Raw genomic sequence first — 22,019 nt, 5'->3', positions numbered from 1 at the left:
ATATTAATAAACATAATATATTTAATTATTTGAAAAATAAAAGGGGCTTTTTATTTATGAAAATTTGTATTATTGGACAAGGCTACATCGGATTGCCAACAGCTGCACTTTTTACTAAAAATCACTGTGAAGTTGTTGGAGTAGATGTTAATGAAAAGGTTGTTGAAACTTTAAATCAGGGAAAAATTCATATTGAAGAACCCGGAATTGGTGAAATAATTAAAAAAGCTGTTGAAAAAGGCGTATACTCTGCTTCAACAACACCTGTAAAAGCTGATGCATTTATAATAACTGTGCCAACACCATACATTGCTGAAAATTACACATGTGATTTAAGTTATGTTATCAGTGCATGTGAATCCATACTTCCTTATTTGGAAAAAGGAAATACTGTAATTGTTGAATCTACAATAGCTCCAATGTCTATGGATGATTATGTTAAACCTATTTTTGAAAAAGCCGGTTACACAATAGGAAAAGACTTATACCTTGCCCATTGCCCTGAGAGAGTCCTTCCAGGAAAAATCATGTATGAATTAGTACATAATGATCGTATTGTAGGTGGAATAACCCCTGAATGCTCAATTAAAGCCAGTGAAGTTTATGGTCAGTTTGTTGAAGGTGCATTAATGAAAACAGAAGCAAAAACTGCAGAATTATCCAAATGTATGGAAAATACTTTTAGAGACGTTAACATTGCACTAGCTAATGAACTTACAAAAATATGTACTAAAATAGGAGTAAATGCATTGGATGTAATTGAAATGGCAAATAAACATCCAAGAGTAAACCTGCACTCACCAGGACCTGGAGTTGGAGGACACTGCCTAGCTATTGACCCTTATTTCATTTATTCAAAAGCACCGGAATATGCAAAAATAATAAAACTAGCCAGAGACACCAACAACTCAATGCCCGAATTTGTATATGAAAATGTTAAAAAAATAACACCAAATGGCAAAATAGCAGTTTTAGGAGTTGCATATAAAGGAAACACTGGTGATGACAGGGAAAGTCCGGCATATGAGATAATAGCTAAATTAAAAGAAGACAACTATGAAATAAGCATCTGTGATCCCCATGTAGCTAATGAAGAATATGTTGATTTAAAGCAGTCTACCAAAGATGCAAACCTTATTTTAATATTATGTGACCATGATGAGTTTAAAGATCTTGATTACGATTTAATCAAAGAAAACATGGAAAAAGCAATTATATTTGACACAAAAAACATAATAAAAGAAGTACCTGAAGACATTAAGCTTTACAATTACGGAAACTTATTTACATTTTAGAAACAATAAAAAGAGAAAAAAGAAAAATTAAAAATCAATTGATTGATCAGGTTCTACTGGATTACCATTCCAAGCTTTTAAAGTAGTCCATTCTTCAAAAGGACCTACCCAAAATGAATCATTGAAAGATAAACCTAAAGGTAAAAATATTGCACAACATCCATAAAGACTGCCTGTATTGATATCCTTTTCAGCAATTTCAGCTTGGCGACCGTTTAATCCAATAGTTAACCATCCATTATTGTCAAAGTTTTGATGGCCTCCAAATTGAGTTCTTAACACTTTAGTTAAAGCTGACCTAACCTGTGATGTTTCCATATTTCTTGGCAATATTTTAAATAATGCTGCTTGAGCTAATAAATGGAAAATTCCTGTACGATAAGCCATTGATTTTCCTAAAAGAGGGTATGTACCTTCTGGAGAAATTATACGTTCTAATTGAGATGCATATCTGCTGGATCTCATTAATTGAACATCCAATAACTCTCCTTCGTTAATACCATATTTTCTCATTACTTTTAAAATATCATTAAGCATAGGATGAATAAAAATACTGTTATAGTAATTTACATCAAATTCAGGACCGTCTGCATAAATTGCATCTCCAAGATACCATTCATCTCTAAATTTACGAATACTATAAGTTAAACGTTCCCTATCACATTCACCAGTAAATTCTAAAAGAGTAGCTTCAATCATAGAAGTAAATAGCAGCCAGTGATTTTCATATGGTGCAATTATCCTTGTATTTTTAAGTTCGTAAATAACTCTAGCTTGAACATCCATTGGTAAATTATTCCATATTTGAGTTTTGGACCTAATTAAACCTTGAGCAAATAAAGCCATGCTCATTAAAGATTGTTTAGGCTCTGTAAAAAGAATATAATCTTTACTATTTGGATTTACTGCATTACTAATAGCTTTTAAAGTTAATACAATATACTTTTCACGAATTTTACCTTCTTCAGATTCATCAGGTCCCAATTCTAACCACGGCGCAATTCCATTAAAAACATTTGAAAATGCCTCAAGATGAGCAAATTTATTGCTTTCAGAGCTAAATGATTCAATAGACATGTTTTTCTTAAGAGACTCCTTTTTAAGATTGTTTAATACTGGAAATGCAATCTTTTGCAAGGTTTCTACCCAAAAAATCCTATCCTCCCAAACTGGAGGTTGTTCTTCAATAACCTGATTATCATTTTTTTTAAATCGTCCAAAGAATGAGTTATTCATGAACAGTATTTTATTATACATAATATTTAAAGTTTTTAATAAATCGACATTCCACAAAAAATAAAAATACCTCAAAAACAAAAGCATTAAACAAAAGGGGTTAAAGATTATGTTTTCAAACAATATTAAAAAATTAATAAATAAATTAAAAAAACCATCAACAAATAAAAAAGTTTCAAAAGTTGAAAATACTGAAGAAACAGATTATAATTTAAAAACCATACAAAAAGATGAAGAAATATTTCAGAACATCTATAATTTAATTGATAATTTTATGAAAACAACTCCTAATCCATTATTTAACAATATAGAAATTGAAACTGTTAACAGATGTAACGGAACATGCTCTTTTTGTCCTGTTAACAAGAATCAAGACCCTAGAGAATATAAAAAAATGCCTAAAGAACTGTTTGAAAAAATAATCAAAGAGCTAAAAGAAATTAATTATGATGGAGCTATTGCACTCCATTCCAATAATGAACCATTGCTTGATAAAGAAATCTATAATTATGCCGAATATGCTAGAAAAGAGCTTCCAAATAGCTATATTTACCTATATACAAATGGTACATTATTAACAATAGACAAATTTCTTGATTTAATCGAAAATTTGGATTTAATGGTTATTGATAACTATAATGATAACATACAACTTATTGAACCAGTAAAAGAAATTTTTGACTATTGTATCCAACATCCCGAACTTAAAAAGAAAGTTTTAATTGATTTAAGACTTCAAAATCAAATTTTAACAAGCAGAGGCGGGCAGTCAGACAACAGAAATGAAATTTTAACCTTAAAATCATCCTGTTTATTACCATTTAACAAAATAGTTGTTCAACCAGACGGTAAAGTCCCATTATGCTGTTGTGATCCTTTTGGAAAAGTTATTTTAGGAGATTTAAACACTGCAAAACTTGTAGATATTTGGAATGGTAAAAAAGCTAAAGAAATACGTGAAATTCTCTATAAAAAAGAAAATAGCAGAAAAAACTTAGAATTATGCAAGCAATGTGATGTTTTAGTTGAAAAATTAGACGGAATACCTTATACTAATACAGATATAACAAATCAATGGGAAAACTTATACTCTATTTTTAATATTCAATAAAAATGAAATTTTGAAAAAAATAAACAAATCTCCATTCTAAAATAGTTTATATAGTACAAGCATCTATATATTTATCATTAATATGTGAGGTTTAAAAATATGCCAAAAACAATGTCTGAAAAAATATTAGCTAAAGCAGCTGGTAAAGACGAAGTTGAGGCTGGAGATATTGTTATCGCCAATATTGATGTTGCAATGACTCATGATTTAACCGGACCTCTTTCAGTACAATCTTTTGAGAAAATTGGTGCTACTAAAGTCTGGGACCCGTCAAAAATTGTAATACCATTCGATCATCAAGTTCCAGCTGATTCTATCGACTCAGCTAACAATCATATTATAATGAGAAAATTTGTTAAAGAACAGAAAATTGAAAACTTTTATGATGTTAATGCAGGAGTCTGCCATCAGATTCTTCCAGAATTAGGACATGTTGTTCCTGGAGAAGTTATTGTTGGTGCAGATTCACATACCTGTACTCATGGAGCTTTAGGTGCGTTTTCAACAGGAATTGGTTCTACAGATATGGCTATGGTATTTGCAGAAGGTAATTTATGGTTTAAAGTACCTGAAACCAACAGATTTGAAATCACCGGTGAATTAAAAGATAATGTTTATGCTAAAGATGTTATTTTAAATATTATCGGTCAGGTAGGCGTTGACGGTTCAACATATAAAGCCTGTGAATTTGCAGGAGAAACTGTTTCAAATATGAGCATTTCTGACAGAATGGTTTTAACAAATATGGCTATTGAAATGGGTGGAAAAACTGGTTTAGTAGAACCTGATAAAAAAACTATTGATTATGTAGAAAGCCGTTCCAACAAAGCATATAAAGTATTTAAAACTGACTTAGATGCTCCGTCACTTAATATTATTGATATTGACGTAAGTGAGTTGGAACCGCAAGTAGCCTGTCCTCACCATGTAGACAATGTTAAAGCAGTAAGTGAAGTGGATCAGGAAATTGACCAAGTATTCCTCGGATCCTGTACCAATGGTAGGATTAGTGACTTAAGAGATGCTGCTAAAATATTAAAAGGTAAAAAAGTAGCTAAAGGAACCAGAATGTTAGTTATTCCAGCTTCCAAAGAAGTATACTCTAAAGCACTTGATGAAGGATTACTTAAAATATTTGTTGATGCAGGAGCTTTAGTATCTGCTCCATGCTGCGGTCCATGTCTTGGAGGACATACCGGAATCATAGGACCTGGAGAAGTAAGCCTTTCCACATCTAACAGAAACTTTAAAGGCAGACAAGGAAGTCCAGATGGAAAAGTTTACCTGTCTTCTGCTGCAGTAGCTGCTGCTTCAGCTATTGAAGGAAGAATTGTTGCACCGGAGTGAGAATATGAAAGGAACTGTTTGGAAATTCGGAGACGATATTGATACTGACATTATCCTTCCAGGAAGATATTTAATTTATACAGATGAAGAAAGATTATCCCAACACTGTATGGAAGGATTAGATGATAAATTTAATGAAAAATGCAAAAAAGGTGACTTTATTGTAGCTGGCAAAAACTTTGGATGCGGATCTTCCAGAGAACATGCCCCAATAGCTTTAAAAGGTGTTGGAGTAGCTGCAGTAATAGCTGAATCATTTGCAAGAATCTTTTACAGAAATGCTACAAATGTTGGAGTTCCACTTCTTGAAGCTCCATGTATAAGTAAACTTGTAGAAAATGGAGAAGAAATAGAAGTAGACATGGATAAAGGAACTATAACATCCGAAAATGGAGAAACAATCACATTTAAAAAATTACCTCCATTTATGTTAGAAATATTAGAAAAAGGTGGTTTAATTGAGTACCTCAAACAAAAAAGACAATAAATATCAGATAGCTGTTATTCCCGGTGATGGAATAGGTAAAGAAGTTATGGAAGCAACAATCTCTGTTTTAGACGAATTAGATGTTGATTTTGATTATATTTATGGTATAGCAGGTGACGAATGCAATGAAGAACATGGAACACCTCTTCCTCAGGAAACTATCGATATTGTAAGGGATTCTGATGCATGTTTATTTGGAGCTGCCGGAGAAACTGCAGCAGACGTTATTGTAAAAATCCGTCAGGAAATGAAAATGTTTGCTAACTTAAGACCTGTCAAATCTTATCCTAACACCAAATCATTATTTGAAAATGTTGACTTTATGATTGTAAGGGAAAATACAGAAGGATTATACATTGCAGACCAGGAAGAAGAAACCGAAGACGGTGCAATAGCTAAACGTGTTATTACAAGAGAAGCTGAAGAACGTATTATTGATTATGCTTTCCAATATGCAAAGGACAACAACAGAACTAAAGTTACTGCAGTTCACAAAGCTAATGTTCTTAAAAAAACTGACGGATTATTTAAAGAAATATTCTATGAAGTCAGCGAAAAATATCCTGATATTGATACTGAAGACTTTTACGTTGATGCAACAGCAATGTATCTTGTAACACAGCCTCAGGAATTCCAGGTTGTTGTAACTACCAATTTATTTGGAGATATTTTATCTGATGAAGGTGCAGGACTTGTTGGCGGACTTGGTTTAATTCCATCAGCAAATATTGGAGCAGATGGTGCTTTATTTGAACCTGTTCATGGTTCAGCACCTGATATTGCAGGTCAGCAAAAAGCAAATCCAATAGCTATGATGCTCTCAGCAATTATGATGCTTAGATATCTTGGTGAAAATGATGCTGCTGACAAATTTGATGCTGCTATTTTAAAAGTATTAAGTGAAGGTAAAACCTTAACTGGTGATTTAGGCGGCAGTGCAACTACCATGGAAGTGGCACAAGCTGTTAAAAATGCATTATAAGAGGAAATCATATGATTAAAGAATCTAATTTAGAAAAAGGCATAAGTGCCATTATCCCAACATACAAGGGAGAAGCTTTTATTTCTAAATTATTGGATTCTTTAATTAACCAAACCATTAATCCAAATCTTTTTGAAGCTGTTTTTATTGTTAACGGAGAATTAGATTCAACACCAGACATTATTAAAAAATACCAGGAGGAAAATCCTCAAATCAATATTATTTTAACTTATAGTGACCCCGGAGTATCTAATGCTCGAAATCATGGAATTGAACTTATAAATAAAGAGTACACTATTTTTATTGATGATGATGACTACATCAGCTATAATTACTTTGAAAAAATGTATGAATATGCTAAAAAAGACCGTATAGTTATTGGAACTTTTTATGATGTTGATCAAAATAGCAGTGAAGTCAGAGACTCTTATTTAACTCCCAAATTAGAAAAATCAGGATTATTCAAAAATCCTTATGATAATTTAAGAGAAATGCTTACAATTACAACAGACAAATTAGTTCCAACTGATATTGTAAAAAAATACTCTTTTAATCCTGATTTAAAAAATGGTGTTGATATCGCCTATTATATTCAACTTTATGTAGATTATGACTTTGAATTTTACATAATTGATAAAAACCAAGATGCCAATTATTATCGTCTGCTAAGAGATAATTCTATTTCAAGAATGCCTTTATCTTATGATTTTAATGTTACAGACCGTTTAAAAGTAATTAATGAAATTAATAAGAATTTAAAAAGAGCTAAAAAAATAGAAGTCACCAGTTTTTTAAAAACATTAACTGGAGGACAAGTTTTTAAAATAAATCAATACTTGGAAAAACATCCTGAGGATTATAAAAAAGTATTGGAAGATATAAATAGTTATAACTTTGATTTTTTCCCATTTAAATATTTAAATGAAGATATCTCCAAATTAGATAATCCTAAAAGAGAATTAATAATATCTTATGCTTTTAGCCCAACAAACACTGCAACAAGCAATACAGTAGCTAAAAGAATTTTAACTGAGAAAAAAAATGTAGATGTTATTTGTGGAAGTCTGGATGAATTGGATAAAGATTTTACACTTGAAAATATTGTTAATCAATTTTTAATAAATAAAATAGTAATTGAAAGCAATTTTTCCACTGGCTGGGAAAATATTAAAAACTTTGTAAAAAAATCAATGGCTACTTTAGACAATGCAGAAGTCTATGATAAAATTTACAGTAGGGCCAATTTTGTCCATTCACATTTTTTAGCGATTGAATATAAATTAGCTCATCCTGAAACCTATTGGCGTGCAGAATTTTCAGATCCATTAATTTACGCCTTCGGAAAAGACAAATTAAGTGTAGCTATTGAGGATGAAGACTACATTGGAAGGATTAATGAAAAATTAAATCTGAATTTATCAGTTAATGATGATATAAACTGCATTTGTGAGTATTTAACCTTTTTATTGTGTGATGAGATAATCTTTACCAATAAAAATCAGAAAGAGGTTATGATTAGCACCAATCCCTATGATGTTAAAGATATTGTTAATAAAAAAGCTAAAATTAGCTCCCATCCCACATTAGATATGAAATATTACTATGCTTTTAAAAGTAGCTATAATATAGACAATAACTACTTAAATTTAGCATATTTCGGGGATATATACAGCAATAGACATTTTGAAGACTTTATAAATGCATTTGATAGTTTAAATGAAAATATAAGAAATAAAATTCGTTTACACATATTTACATCATCTATAACTCTATTCCAACAGGTATTAAGTTCAAAAATATATGAAAAAACTATTTTAAACCCTTCTGTTGATTTTTTAGAATTTTTAAACCTTACAACAAAATTTGATGTTTTGCTTGTTGAAGACAGCCAAAAAGGCAATTTTAAAATTAATCCCTATCTGCCTTCAAAAATCTCCGACTATAAAGGCAGTGGAAGTTCAATTTGGGGAGTTTGTGAATCTGAAAGTGTAATGGACAACTTAAATATTGATTACAAATCCAAATTAAACAATATTGATTCTGGAAAAACAGCCATTGAAAATATTGTAAAAGACAAATTAAATATTGAAAATAATGTTTTGAATAATGACATTAATCCAGAAGAGTACTATCATCAAAGACTAATACAATTAACCCAAAAAATATCCGAATTAATTGATGTATGCCAAGAAGAGTTTAGAAAAGACAGTGAATATGAAAATAAAATCAGTGAATTAGAAAATATTAATTCCCAAATATTAAATTCAAATAGTTGGAAGGCCACTGAAAAGTTAAGAAAAATTAAAAGAAAATTTAAATAATAATAAAAATCTTAAATTATAATATTATCTAAATGAGGAAAATAATATGAAAATCGATAAAAAAAGAGCAGCTGCACTTTTTATCATCTTAATTATGGTATTAAGTGGTGTTGCAAGTTTTATGTTAATGGTTATCTAATTGGAGGACTTAAAAATGGCAAAATATAATATAGGCGCAGTAGTCGCTGAATTTAATTATGACATTACCCAGATGATGTTAGGTTTAGCTAAAGAAGAAGCTAAATCCAGAGACTGTGAAATTACACAGGTAGTAACCGTTCCTGGAGTATTTGATATGGCATTAGCTATTAAAAAATTACTTGAAAAAGATGAAATTGATGCAGTAATCACTCTTGGAGCAGTAATTGAAGGAGCTACAGACCACGACCAAATTGTAGCACAGCATGCATCCCGTAAAATAGCTGACTTATCCTTAGAATACGAAAAACCAGTAGCTTTAGGAATCAGCGGACCAGGTATGACAAGATTAGATGCACACAAACGTGTAGATTACGGTAAAAGAGCTGTTGAAGCAGCTATTAAAATGTGCGATAGATTAAACGAAATTTAGATGATTACATGGAAATTCTAAAACCTGATCAGTTAAAAGAAAAATTTAATGACCCCTGGATTGCACCCTACCAAAAAGTATTGACAATGGTAGATGGAGATAAAGTCGAAATCGTTGAATTCCACCCTTGTATTTCAGGATCACACTGGTTACTTTACCAATACAAAAACAACAGTGATTTAATTGATTCTGCATACAGAGATGGAAACAAACATGTTTATTCATGCCATATAGGTTGTGCTCCACTTGATTTAAAAGCTAGTTTTAATGCAGCAGGAATTGATGAGATTATTGTTGATGGAGATGAAGTCAAAGTAACTCATGCAGGCCTTGCTGGAGCTGGTGTAGGTGCTGGAATGTGTAGAGGAATGGGCGAAGGTGTTAAATACATTGAACTTCTTGAAGAAGGGGGAGGTTCTAAAGTAGGAAGAGCCAGAGTAGTTACCCCTAAACTTGAAAAAGTAGTTATTGGTGTCGATGATACTGATATTAAAGATGCTGGTGCTACCTGGACAATGGCTCATAATTTAGGTGTTGAACTTAAAAATGAAGGATTTGAATATTTGGATCACATTATTGTTCAGTTATATCCCCATAACCCACACAAAACACAAAATTGCGTTTCAATTGCATTAACTTTTGCAGTGCCTGAAGATAAAAAAGAAGAATTAATCAAAAGAACTGTAGAAATTCTTAAAAGAGATACATTATCTGATAAAACCGCAATTGCAGTTTTAGAAGGATTAGAAATTCCTGAAAAATTAAGACAGTATTCAATAGCTACCAAGTCTGGAATGATGGATATTGAAACTGCTGAAGCTACAGCTAAAGAATTAGGTATTGATTTAATAGCTGTTACAGGAGACCAAGGAAAAGTTGGTGCTCTTGCAGCTCTTGGACTTTATAATGATGTTGAAGAAGCTGTAAAAGTTTATGACAAATCATAAACTTTCTTTTTTTACTTTTATAAATTTAAATTAATAAAGAATCCCTGATTAATATTAGTTATGTGTTTTATTGAATTAACAGTACTATTTTCAAATTTAATTTCAATTACATGACCGTCATAATAAAAGCTTTGAGTATTATTTGTAAATGAAGCATTCTGATAATCAATTGTTCCTATTTCTTCCTGATTTAAAGCTACAGCATAAGTACTATTATCTCCAAATATTGCTGTTGAATTAGCTATTGATTCATTATCCAAATATATGCTGTAGGAATAACTATTCCCACCTTTTGGAGATATGATGTATGACTCATCTAAACTAACATTGCCTTTGTTGAAAATATGATGCACTACTGTTCCTTCAAAGATTTGACTTAAACGGCTGTCCTGCAGGACATCACCGTCTTCCAGATTAAGTGTATTTTTAGCATCAATAGGAAGTCTTAATATATCTCCTTCTCCATTTCGAGTATCATTTATTACATAAGGCACACCATTCACAACAAGAGTGTCACCATAATTCATACCTAATGTCTGTAAGCTATCTGATGGCATGCGAATTACATCTGTTTCATTTTCAATTGCAGAGTCTACAGTATATGGACCTCTTACAGAAATTGTATTGTTGCTGTCATCTGCAAAAATAATTAAATTTCTGGAACTTGGTTCAATAGAAATAGTGCCTTCTTCAAAAGTAGCTGCTCCAATAAATGTTGAAATCATTAAAATCAGAATAATAACTGAAATAATTAATGGAAAATGAACTTTAATAAATGATTTAATTAAATTGCCTGTTGGAGCTTTTCTATATATGACAACAGACTTTATAATTACTTTAATAATATAACAGATAGCTATTATAAGACCTACAATAGAAACAATAACTCCTACAGCTAAAGGAATAGGCTTTACAAAAAATATTGCAAATAATCCTAAAATAATTAAGGACAATCCTACAATTGACATTCTGATAAAGTAACCAATTTCATCAATCATTACAACACGACCATACTTGTTAGCACGGTCAATAATTGTTCTTACAACTTCATTAGCCATTAAATTTAAATCAGATAATGGAGACATGTCATGTTCAATTTCTCCAATATCCACTTCCTCTACAGAAATACCTAAAACATCAGCATCAATAACAATACCAACATCAACACCATAATCTTTTTCAAAATCTATTTTTTTTAAAGCAGCCCTTTTTGCAGCAAACTGCCCACTTAAAGGTTGTTCAAATGAAATTTCCGGGAAAAAAAAGTTTAAAAGAGGTTTAGCAGTTAACTCTGTTACTCTGCCACTTTCTCTTGCAAATTTAGTTTTAGTAATATCGGTTTTGCCTTCTAAAATCGGCCTGATCATAGCATCTACTTTTTTAGAAGTTAAATTATGAATATCTGCATCGATAAATGCAATAATATCACTGTCAGATTTTTTATAACCAGTAGTAAGAGCTTCCCCCTTACCTCTGTTTACTTCATGGTTAATTACAATTGCCCCGGCACTTTTAGCTTCTGATTCAGTCCTGTCTGTTGATCCGTCATTAACTACAATAACTTCATCAACATATTTCACCTTTTTAACAACTTTAATAACATTAGCTACTGTTTCTTCTTCGTTAAATGCAGGAATAATAACAGAAACCTTCATATATTTTTTAGGTTTTTCTGTTTTAAATGCAGCTAATAAAAATACAAGAAGCACAACAAGCCAAGACAATAAATTCACCTATAATAATTTAATACTTTATATACATATGTTATTTAAATAGTATAAATGTTTAGTATTTTTCATAGTGAATTCTTGACTCATCAAATTTATCCATAAACTCGTTTTTTAAACCTTCTTTTGGATAGCCTAATGTAATTAAACAGAATACTTTCAGATTTTCATCATTAATACCTACTAATTTAGCTATTTTATTCATACGTTCTTCTTCAGGAGCTACTCCATTCCAAAGACCTCCCAAACCCAGATTGCAAGCTTCAAGTAACATATTTTCAGCTGCTGCACTCATATCCTGCTGCCACATTGTTTTATAAAATGCTCTTTCAATATTGGCTACAAGTACAATAGCTACTGGAGCATCAGTGACTCTAGGTTTTATTTCACCTATTTTTTTAAGGGTTTCCTTATTTTTAACTACAATGAATTCCCATGGCTCAGCTTTAAGTCTGCTTCCAGGAGCCTGCATAGCTGCTTTAAGAATTTTTTCTATTTTTTCATCTTCCACTTCCTTTGAGTCATATTCACGAATACTGCGTCTTGTATTTACAACTTCTTCAAAATCTGCCATAATATCACATCCTAGATAAATTCTTTTAAAAACTTAATCATATTTAAATGTTTAATCCCGTCACAGGAAAAATCAAAATCATCCATGCTTATAACAATCTTTTCAAAATTATCATCAATTAATTTAAGAGGTCTGAATTCTCTTTCTTGAGTTTCAGGTGAATTTAATTGGAAACAAACTTGAACATAAACTTTCCGTTTGTTTTTTCTGCAGATAAAATCAATTTCATAATTTTTAATTCTGCCAACAGAAACATCATAGCCATGTCTTAAAAATTCAATATAAACAATATTTTCTAAAATTCCACCTATATTCTGCTGTCTTTCACCAAGCAGTGCTGCTGCAAAACCATGATCCGTAACATAATACTTTTCAGATAGTTTAAATAATTTTTTGCCTTGAATATCCTCTCGCGGCAATTTAGAGATTATTAATGCATTTTCCAAATATTGCAAATAATTATATAGAGTATTATTTGAAAATCCTATATTAAAATGTTTCAAATACTTAGAAATACCAGTAACTGAAAAAGGATTTCCAATATTGTCCAATATGTATAAAATTAGTCTATTTAATAAATTAACATCCCTTAACTTATATTTTTCAACTATATCCTTTAATACAATGGAATTATAAATATCATTTAAATAATCTATTTTTTGTTGAGAATTTAATTCTAAAGTAAATGGCATTCCACCGTATTTAAAATACTCTTGAAACAGTTCCATTTCATTGTTACCACCTTTATAACTTAAAAATTCATTAAATGAAAAAGGATACATTTTTATTTCCATATACCTTCCAGCTAAAAATGTTGCAAGTTCGCCAGACAATAATTTAGAATTAGATCCAGTAATGTAAATATCACAGTTAAAATCAACTTTATAACCAGTTATTGCTTTCTCCCATCTTTCAATATTTTGTATTTCATCAAAAAGAAGATAAAACCTGCCAGAAATATTTTTAGTTAAATTTAAAACAACATCATCCAGTTCTTCTTTTGTTTTTAAAGAATTATATTTCATAGATTCCAAATTTATTAAAATTATATTTTCATCTTTAATCCCATTATTTTTAAGTTCTTCAACTATTAAATTTAAAAAATAGGATTTTCCACACCTTCTAATCCCAGTTATAACTTTAATTATATCCTTATCAATTAAAGGCCTGATTTTATCAATATATAATTCTCGTTTAACCATTTATTACACCACTAACTTTTCAGTATATAATAAAGTTTTAATTAAATCATAGTATCTTTTCAGTATATAATAAAGTTTTTGATTAAATCATAGTATCTTTTCAGTATATAATAAAGTTTTAAAATAAGCTCAAAATTTATTGCAGGAATTTAATAATTTTGATTTGGCTCTGTCAAGGACTTTGGTGATTTGAATTTTTAATTTCAAAAAATTTTTTAAATGCTTTTTTGGCTTTTATTTTTTAAAATAAGATAGTAAATTTAATATATTAAGTGGAGCTAATATATTAATATGAATAAAGACAATATAAAAGCTCCATATTCTATATTGGAAGATAAACAACTTAAACTTTTCGATTTTTTGAAGAATTTTCTGAATATGAATTTTTAAAAGATGAAATTATATTAATTAAAAAAAAGATAATTTCTTGTAATATATAGGAATGTAATTTTAATGATAGCTAAAACACTCGAAAAAGAATTAAACCTGGAATCATGGCAAGTTAACAAAGTAATCAAGTTAATTGATGATGGTAACACTATTCCTTTTATTGCAAGATACAGAAAGGATGTTACCGGCTCTTTAAATGATGAGCTTTTAAGAAAATTTGATGAAAGGCTTAAATATCTTAGAAATTTGGAAGATAAAAAAACTAAAATCATTGAGCGAATCGATAGCTTAGGAAAGTTAGATGAAAACTTAAAAAATCAGATTCTTAATGCACAAACATTAGTTGAGCTTGATGATTTATACAGACCTTATAAAAGTAAAAAAAGAACACGTGCAACAATAGCTAAAGAAAAAGGTCTGGAACCATTGGCCAATCTTATTTTAGCTCAAGAAATTAAAGAACCTGTTTCTAAAATAGCTCAAAATTATGTTACCGGTGATGTTAAAACACCACAGGAAGCTATTAAAGGAGCACAGGACATAATTGCTGAGATTATTTCTGATAATTCAGGTTTCAGAAAAAAAATCAGACAGAACACTTTTTACAATGGATTAATTGAAACTAAAGCTAAAACTAAAGATGAATCAGCTTCAGAATATGAAATTTATTTTAATTATTCAGAAAAACTATCTAAAATTCCCCCACATAGGATATTAGCTATTAACAGAGCAGAAAATGAAGGAATTATTAGAGGAAGAGTTGATATTGAAGAAGATGATATCATTCAATATCTTAAAAGACATACTCTTAAAAACTGCTCTAAAGTTCCTGAAATGATTGAACACAATCCTTATACTACTCCAATCATTACAGAAGCCATTAAAGATTCTTATAAACGTTTAATTTCACCAGCTATTGAACGGGAAATTAGAAGTTATCTAACTAAAAAGGCTGAAGAGAAATCCATTGAAGTTTTTGCTAAAAATTTAAGTCAGCTTCTTATGGAAAGTCCTTTAAGTGGAAAAACTATTTTAGGCTGGGATCCCGCTTTCAGAACAGGCTGCAAATTAGCTGTTATTGATCCGACAGGTAAGGTTTTAGAAACATCCTTAATATACCCGACTGAACCTCAAAATAAAGTTAAAGAATCCAAGAAAGTCGTGCTTGATTTGATTAAAAAATATGATATTGATGTAATAGCTATTGGAAATGGAACTGCTTCAAGAGAATCTGAAGAAATAGTGGCAGATATAATTAAAAACACTTCTGTTGAGTACATTATTGTTAATGAAGCTGGTGCATCTGTTTATTCTGCAAGTAAACTAGCTGATGAAGAATTTCCTGATTTTAATGAAGGGGAACGCAGTGCTGTTTCAATAGCTAGAAGACTGCAGGACCCGTTAGCTGAACTTGTTAAAATTGACCCCAAATCTATTGGTGTTGGCCAGTATCAGCATGACATGAATCAGAAACAGCTAAACGAGTCTTTAGGAGGAGTCGTTGAAAGAGCAGTTAATGAAGTTGGTGTTGATTTAAATACTGCTTCACCTAGCTTACTTAATTATGTTTCTGGAATTACTAAATCAACTGCTAAAAATATTATTAGCTATAGAGAAGAAAACGGTAAATTTAACAATAGAAATGAACTTTTAAATGTTAAAAAACTTGGTAAAAAGACTTTTGAGCAATGTGCAGGATTTGTAAAAATAGACAATCCCGAACATCCTTTAGACAACACTACAATACATCCCGAATCTTACGATGCTGCAGTCAAACTTTTAGATAAATTGAGATATAGTTTGGCAGATATCGGTTCAGATAACTTAAAATTAGATAACCTGAATTATGATGAATTATCTAAGCAGTTAGACGTTGGTGTTATTACCCTGCAGGATATTGTTAAAGAACTTAAAAAACCTGGAAGAGATCCTCGTGAAGACATGCCAAAACCTGTTTTAAGAAAAAATGTTTTATCAATAGATGATCTGGAAGAAGGCATGATTATGCAAGGAACTGTTAGAAATATTGTTGATTTTGGTGCTTTTGTAGATATTGGAGTTCATCAGGACGGTTTAGTTCATATTTCACAGCTGGCTGATAAATTTGTAAAGCACCCTCTGGATATTGTAAGTGTCGGAGATATTGTTGATGTTAAGGTTTTAGATGTTGATTTAGCTAGAAATAGAATACAATTATCAATGCTAATATAATAAAGGTTATTAAAATGTTTAAATTAGAAAATAAGAAATATTTCATTGGAATATATGCTTTAATATTAAGCTTATTCAGCATATATTTCACATATAGGGCAAACTTTTCAAATCCCGAATTTGAAGTGCTTATGTTTTGTATATTGCTAATAGCAGGAATATTTTCCATTGCATATTATACAAAAAACAATGAAAATTTACATAAAGTCGCACTGGTGCTAATAATAATATTTGGAATAATAAGTTTATTTTTAACACCAATCTATGATGTATCTGATGAAAGTGAGCATTTTGTTCGCTCAGAAATAGTATCAACCGGAGAATTATCAACCAGCTATGTGCCAATCCCAAATACAACTGCAAACGGTTATAAAACAATTGCAAGTGTAACCTCATTTTTTGACAATGCAGGTGCAAATGTATTTAATACACATGTAGATGATGAGAAAATAAATTATACTCCGTCATATTTCAACTCTGCTTTTGCTCAAAATCCATTTTATGCCTATTTGGCACAGGGTCTTGGAGTATTTTTAGCAAAATGTCTGGATTTAAATGCAATTTGGATGTTATGGCTTGGAAGATTCTTTAATTTATTATTATATGCTGGAATAATTACAATAGCTATTAAAAAAGCACCAGTGTTTAAGTTTCCATTGCTTATAGTGTCACTGCTGCCGCTGGCTATTTATCAAGCTGCATCAACAAGCTGTGACGGATTATTTAGTGCACTGGCTATTTTAGCATTCAGCTATTTCTTATATTTCTATAAAACACCTAAAATTACCTGGACAGATTTAGGAATATTTTACATAGCTGTAATTCTATGCGGACTGCTTAAAACTCCTTACTTGGCTCTAAGTCTATTGATTTTCCTGGTTCCAAATACCCATTTTAGTGATAAAAAGCAAAATATCATATCTAAACTTTGTATTTTAGTTGCTTTAGGTATTGGAATTGCTTGGAGCAGCTATGCAACAACACAACTAGCTAATTCCTGGAGAGGAGAATATTTTATCCAAAGAAATGTAAGTGCAAGTGGTCAAATTGATTACTTACTGGCCAATCCGTTAATTGCACTTCAAAGATTTGGTGAAATCTACAGTACTGCACTGCCAACTGTTATTGACAGATTCTTTTATTTCTCAAATAGTGTAAGAGAATATTCATCAACTCTTCTTGCAGGACTTTACTTTGTATTCTTCTGTTTATTTAGTGTATTTTATTGTAATTTCAAAGATTTAAATTTAAAAACACGTATTAAAGGATTTTTAATAATTATTTTAATCTATAGTGGTGTAATGGCTATTCAATACTTAACATGGTCTCCAGTTGGAGGGGAAAATGTAACAAGTGGTGTATTCAGTCGTTACTTCATGCCGTTGCTAATATTTTTACCGTTTATATTTGGAATAGGCAATAAAAAAATAGATAAACAAACTTTAAGCTTTTTAGTACTGACTGTAGCTATCAGTTTTATTTCCGGAATGTTAATGTTAACAACAGCTGTTAAATATTAACATTTTACCTTTTTTTATTTTGAGCTATTAAATTTAAATGATGTTCAAAGTTTTCATCATGCTGTTTTCTAATAACATGCAAAACAACACCTGTGAAAAATATAATAACAGCTACAATAGCTACTACTCCTACAGTAATAAGTGTAGGAACCTTTTCCACAAATCCGGTTCTATAAAAATCAATTAAAATCGGGAAAAAGTACAGACCAGCTATTATTAAAAGAACTAATGTTACTAAAGAAAAGAAAAACAAAGGTCTTATATCTCTGAAAAGTCCGAAAAGCAAGCTAATAACCTTATAACCATCGCTGAAAGTATTTAATTTAGATTCACTGCCATCCATTCTGTCCCTATATTCTATTGGCAGTTCCTTAATTAAAAAATTATGATTTAGGGCAAAAATAGTCATTTCAGTTTCAATTTCAAATTCTTTAGATGAAATAGGAAATGATTTAACAAATTCATAGCTAAATCCCCTCATACCGGTCATGATATCTGAAATATCACTGTTAAAAATAGTGTTTATAAGTTTTCTAACCAGTTTATTTCCTGAATTATGAAATCTTCTTTTGTTTTCTTCAAAATAAGTACTGGACAGCCTGTCTCCAATTACCATATCCGCTTTTTTAGATAAGATTAACTCTTCTATTTCTTTTGATGCCTCAGCAGGATAGGTATCATCACCATCAACTAAAATATAACAGTCCGCATCAATATCTCTAAACATGGATCTTACAACATTTCCCTTACCTTGCCTATATTCTCTTTTTACAATAGCTCCTGTGTCTTTAGCTATTTCATAAGAATTATCTGTTGAATTATTATCATAGACATAAATATCTGCCTTAGGTAAGGCTTTTTTAAAATCCAGAATAACTTTTTTTATTGTAAGTTCCTCATTATAACAGGGGATTAAAACTGCAGTTTTCATTATAATAAAGATTTTATGACTAATAGTATTAATTATTTATGATTATAATTTTTATTTGTTAAATTCTGGTAACTACATCACAACAAGCAGCTACAACAACACAGACACTGTAAACAAAATTAAAACTAAAACTTATTAAATAATTAAAATTAAGATTATAACTATGGATAAATTAATTAATAAGTTATTTAGAAAAAGTACTGACAACATTTTCTTACAAATGTTTAGATACCTATTTGTAGGAACTGCATCTTTTTTAATAGATTTCATTATTTATTTATCATTAATTAACTTTTTAGGACAAAATTATTTAATTTCAGCAGCTATTGCTTTTTTTATATCAGTGCTGGCTAATTATTACATGTCTACTTCATGGGTATTTAATCAGGCAGACAGAAATAATAAGGTTCTGGATTTCAATTTATTTATTTTAATCAGCTTTATCGGGCTTATTTTTACTGAAATATTATTATACGCATTTGTAGACTATGGAAATATAAACTACATCTGGTCTAAAATTATAGCATCCATTATAGTAATGTTCTGGAATTTCACAGCACGTAGAGTTATGTTTTATGGGAAAAAACTTTAAGTTGGAAATTATTATGAAAAATTTAAATAAAGAAGACAAATTAGGAAAAATACTTTTTATAATAAGCATAATTACATTGCTTTATGTTTCCTATATTGGATTTACAAAATTAGGAATGTGGTATGATGAAATATACTCTTTGGGAATGGTTAAATCACCATTTAATGATTTTATTAATTTTGCTTTTCTCGATGTCCACCCGCCACTTTATTATCTGATTTTTAAAGTATTCTATAAAATCGGAGTCTTTTTCGGAATAAATCCGATTATAATAGGGAAATTCACCTCACTGCTTCCATTTTATTTAATACTTGTACTAGCAGCAACGAAAGTTAGGAAAAATTGGGGATGTTTAACTGCAGGTTTATTTGCTTTTTGTATAGTTAGCATGCCTCAGCTAATGAATTTTGCTGTTGAATTAAGAATGTACAGCTGGGGACTGTTCTTTGTAACAGCAAGCTTTATTTATGCTTATGATATTTTAAATAAAAACTCAACATGGAAAAGCTGGGGAATTTTAACTTTACTAACAATAGCTTCTGCTTACACACATTATTTCTCAGCAGTAGCTTCATTTGTCATTTATTTATTTTTACTTGCTGATTTAATTAGAAATAATAAAAATGAGCTTAAAAAATACTTCACATCAGCAATTATAGCTATTTTAAGTTTTACACCATGGCTGATTATTCTAAAACAACAGGCTGCAAGTGTAAGCAGCAGTTACTGGATAGCTCCAATTACACTAAATAAGATTTTAGGATATTTCTGGTTTGTTTTATCACCGGATAATCAGGTTATTAATGCAAATCAGATAGCTGCATTTTCTGTTTTAGGATTATTACTTCTAATTGGAGTTATTGTTCTACTAATTAAAAGTGATAAAAAAGACACCTACGGGATTTTAATTGCTGTTTGTGTTCCGATTATCGGAATAATCTTATCTTTAATTATCAAACCTGTTTTTCATCCACGTTATTTAATACCTGTTTTAGGATGTTTATGGTTGGGAGTAAGTATTTTACTTGGCAAAAACTTCAGCAATAAAAAGATATTTATTCCAATTTTCGTGATTATCTTACTTGTAGCTTCAGTTGGCTGTGTTAATTTTACACAAACTCAAATTAACGACCAAATTAATGACAGCAATAAAATACAGTCACTAGAAGAAACCTTTGGTAGTGGAAATCTTATTATTTATGATGCTTTTGTTCCGTACTTTGAGATGAATTCCTATTATCTGACAGATGACCATAATTTTATGCTGACAGTAACAGAGGATAAAGATTTTAATACTACCGCTAATCAGATTAGTGATGTTTTAGCTGACCCAGGTATTCAAAATGAAATATCTCATGGAAGTAAAGTCTTTTTCATAAATTATAAACATTATGATAATGAAATAACTCTAAATCATGATACATATAATCTTAAAAAGCTTCCAATAGACTTAGATAAATACACTGCTTATGAAGTTGAAATTAAATAACTTTTAATATAAAATTAAACAAATATCAATTATTAATATTTTTTTAGAAGGTATTTTAAAATGACACCAAAAGTAATGATAATTCTGGGAAGTGGGTCAGATATTGCTATCGCTGAAAAAAGTATGAAGATTTTGGAAAAACTTGAAATACCATATAGTTTGAAAATAGCTTCAGCACATAGAACACCTGATCTTGTAAGAGAACTTGTTGTACAGGGAACCAATGCAGGTATAAAAGTATTTATTGGAATTGCAGGATTAGCTGCTCACCTTCCAGGAGCAATAGCTGCATATACTCACAAACCGGTTATTGGAGTTCCTGTAGATGTTAAAGTTAGCGGACTGGATGCACTATATTCTTCAGTCCAAATGCCTTATCCTTCTCCAGTAGCTACTGTTGGAATTGACAGGGGAGATAACGGAGCTATTTTAGCTGCACAAATCTTAGGACTTTATGATGAGGACATACGCAGAAAAGTAATAGAACTAAAAGAGGAATACAAGCAAAAAGTTATTAGAAGCAATGAAGAAATTGTTCAAAAAATAGACAATCCACATATTACTAATGACTTTTTAAGGATTAAAAACCTTGAATTAAATGAATCTACAGAAGAATTTAAAGGCAGCTGCATTAATAAAGATGCAGATGTAGTTATTATTGTTGGAAGACATACTGATTTGATTACTGGAAAAAAAGTAAGTGTTACACTAGACAGACTTAAAATACCTTATGATATGCAAGTAATTTGTCCAATCAGATCAGGCAAAAAATTCAGAGCATATGTAAACACTATGAAAAATGCTAAAATATTTATTGGAATCAATTCCAATTCTTCTCAAGTAAGTGGAGGTCTTGTAGGTCTTACTGAAAAGCCGGTTATTGGAGTTCCATGTGAAAACGAACTTGGAAACAATTACCTACTTTCAACTGTAAATATGCCTCCTGGAGTGCCTGTAGCTACTGTTGGTGTTAACAATGGTCGGAATGCAGCTGTTTTAAGTGGTGAAATACTTTCTATTAACAATCCTGTTCTTTTAGAGCTTTTAGAAAAATTAAAAAATAAAAAAATCAACTTATAAGGGATA

18 protein-coding genes are annotated in these 22,019 nt (G+C 30.3%); 13 read left to right on the top strand and 5 right to left on the bottom strand.

Features of this window, described 5'->3' with window-relative positions:
- The first annotated feature begins 56 nt into the window (after positions 1-56).
- Positions 57-1,295, top strand: coding sequence for a nucleotide sugar dehydrogenase (locus ACMC9J_RS04975; RefSeq protein WP_427002980.1), 1,239 nt, complete (start codon positions 57-59; stop codon positions 1,293-1,295).
- Positions 1,296-1,322: 27 nt separating this feature from the next.
- Here ACMC9J_RS04975 and ACMC9J_RS04970 read toward each other — a convergent pair whose 3' ends face one another.
- On the bottom strand, positions 1,323-2,552 hold the full coding sequence (locus tag ACMC9J_RS04970) for a DUF2264 domain-containing protein (RefSeq protein WP_427003632.1): 1,230 nt from the start codon (positions 2,550-2,552) through the stop codon (positions 1,323-1,325).
- An 88-nt stretch (positions 2,553-2,640) separates the two neighbouring features.
- Here ACMC9J_RS04970 and ACMC9J_RS04965 point away from each other — a divergent pair, with 88 nt between their 5' ends.
- From ACMC9J_RS04965 to mmp11, 7 genes are all read left to right on the top strand, one after another.
- Entirely contained in the window at positions 2,641-3,642 is a 1,002-nt protein-coding gene (locus ACMC9J_RS04965; RefSeq protein ID WP_019268063.1) for a radical SAM/SPASM domain-containing protein, read from the top strand.
- 99 nt (positions 3,643-3,741) lie between these two features.
- A complete protein-coding gene (gene hacA, locus ACMC9J_RS04960) occupies positions 3,742-4,989 on the top strand; it encodes a homoaconitase large subunit (RefSeq protein WP_011954423.1) in 1,248 nt (415 codons plus the stop codon).
- 4 nt (positions 4,990-4,993) lie between these two features.
- On the top strand, positions 4,994-5,476 hold the full coding sequence (locus ACMC9J_RS04955; RefSeq protein ID WP_427002979.1) for a 3-isopropylmalate dehydratase small subunit: 483 nt from the start codon (positions 4,994-4,996) through the stop codon (positions 5,474-5,476).
- Positions 5,448-6,458 (top strand): isocitrate/isopropylmalate family dehydrogenase, encoded by a 1,011-nt coding sequence (locus tag ACMC9J_RS04950; protein WP_004032617.1) that lies wholly within the window; start codon positions 5,448-5,450, stop codon positions 6,456-6,458. The genes ACMC9J_RS04955 and ACMC9J_RS04950 overlap by 29 nt, the downstream gene beginning before the upstream one ends.
- Positions 6,459-6,469: 11 nt before the next feature.
- Positions 6,470-8,779: a glycosyltransferase gene (locus tag ACMC9J_RS04945; protein WP_427002978.1), complete on the top strand. Its 2,310-nt coding sequence runs from the start codon at positions 6,470-6,472 to the stop codon at positions 8,777-8,779.
- Between the two features lie 154 nt (positions 8,780-8,933).
- Positions 8,934-9,350 (top strand): 6,7-dimethyl-8-ribityllumazine synthase, encoded by a 417-nt coding sequence (gene ribH / locus ACMC9J_RS04940; RefSeq protein WP_004032619.1) that lies wholly within the window; start codon positions 8,934-8,936, stop codon positions 9,348-9,350.
- A gap of 8 nt (positions 9,351-9,358) precedes the next feature.
- Positions 9,359-10,297 carry a methanogenesis marker protein 11 gene (gene mmp11 / locus ACMC9J_RS04935; protein ID WP_011954419.1) on the top strand — a complete coding sequence of 313 codons (939 nt, stop codon included), beginning with the start codon at positions 9,359-9,361 and terminating at the stop codon, positions 10,295-10,297.
- A 17-nt stretch (positions 10,298-10,314) separates the two neighbouring features.
- Here mmp11 and ACMC9J_RS04930 read toward each other — a convergent pair whose 3' ends face one another.
- The 3 genes from ACMC9J_RS04930 to ACMC9J_RS04920 form a co-directional block, all read right to left on the bottom strand.
- The gene (locus tag ACMC9J_RS04930; protein WP_019265182.1) at positions 10,315-12,021 is read right to left on the bottom strand and encodes a glycosyltransferase; all 1,707 of its coding nucleotides are present in this window, start codon (positions 12,019-12,021) and stop codon (positions 10,315-10,317) included.
- A gap of 61 nt (positions 12,022-12,082) precedes the next feature.
- Positions 12,083-12,598, bottom strand: a complete 516-nt coding sequence (locus ACMC9J_RS04925; protein WP_004032622.1) for a nitroreductase family protein — start codon at positions 12,596-12,598, stop codon at positions 12,083-12,085.
- Between the two features lie 11 nt (positions 12,599-12,609).
- The gene (locus ACMC9J_RS04920) at positions 12,610-13,800 is read right to left on the bottom strand and encodes an ATP-binding protein (protein WP_004032623.1); all 1,191 of its coding nucleotides are present in this window, start codon (positions 13,798-13,800) and stop codon (positions 12,610-12,612) included.
- Positions 13,801-14,253: 453 nt separating this feature from the next.
- Here ACMC9J_RS04920 and ACMC9J_RS04915 point away from each other — a divergent pair, with 453 nt between their 5' ends.
- Together ACMC9J_RS04915 and ACMC9J_RS04910 are read left to right on the top strand one after the other, a co-directional pair.
- A complete protein-coding gene (locus tag ACMC9J_RS04915; protein WP_427002977.1) occupies positions 14,254-16,401 on the top strand; it encodes a Tex family protein in 2,148 nt (715 codons plus the stop codon).
- Positions 16,402-16,415: 14 nt separating this feature from the next.
- On the top strand, positions 16,416-17,921 hold the full coding sequence (locus tag ACMC9J_RS04910; protein ID WP_427002976.1) for a DUF2142 domain-containing protein: 1,506 nt from the start codon (positions 16,416-16,418) through the stop codon (positions 17,919-17,921).
- A 4-nt stretch (positions 17,922-17,925) separates the two neighbouring features.
- On the opposite strand, the gene ACMC9J_RS04905 is transcribed toward ACMC9J_RS04910, so the two are convergent.
- Positions 17,926-18,852 (bottom strand): glycosyltransferase family 2 protein, encoded by a 927-nt coding sequence (locus ACMC9J_RS04905; RefSeq protein ID WP_011954414.1) that lies wholly within the window; start codon positions 18,850-18,852, stop codon positions 17,926-17,928.
- 163 nt (positions 18,853-19,015) lie between these two features.
- On the opposite strand from ACMC9J_RS04905, the gene ACMC9J_RS04900 reads away from it, so the two are divergent.
- The 3 genes from ACMC9J_RS04900 to purE are packed head-to-tail and all read left to right on the top strand — an operon-like array spanning position 19,016 to position 22,013.
- Positions 19,016-19,444, top strand: a complete 429-nt coding sequence (locus ACMC9J_RS04900) for a GtrA family protein (RefSeq protein ID WP_004032629.1) — start codon at positions 19,016-19,018, stop codon at positions 19,442-19,444.
- Complete coding sequence (locus ACMC9J_RS04895) at positions 19,428-20,933, top strand: glycosyltransferase family 39 protein (protein ID WP_427002975.1); 1,506 nt, start codon at positions 19,428-19,430, stop codon at positions 20,931-20,933. The genes ACMC9J_RS04900 and ACMC9J_RS04895 overlap by 17 nt, the downstream gene beginning before the upstream one ends.
- Positions 20,934-20,993: 60 nt before the next feature.
- Positions 20,994-22,013, top strand: a complete 1,020-nt coding sequence (gene purE, locus ACMC9J_RS04890) for a 5-(carboxyamino)imidazole ribonucleotide mutase (RefSeq protein ID WP_019265177.1) — start codon at positions 20,994-20,996, stop codon at positions 22,011-22,013.
- Positions 22,014-22,019: the final 6 nt, after the last annotated feature.

Origin of the sequence: Methanobrevibacter intestini (genome assembly GCF_047402955.1) — an archaeon.
In the GTDB taxonomy this organism is placed as follows: Archaea; Methanobacteriota; Methanobacteria; order Methanobacteriales; family Methanobacteriaceae; genus Methanocatella; species Methanocatella intestini.
Note: the sequence above shows the minus strand (reverse complement) of the source record. Positions and strands in the feature narration are given on the sequence as shown.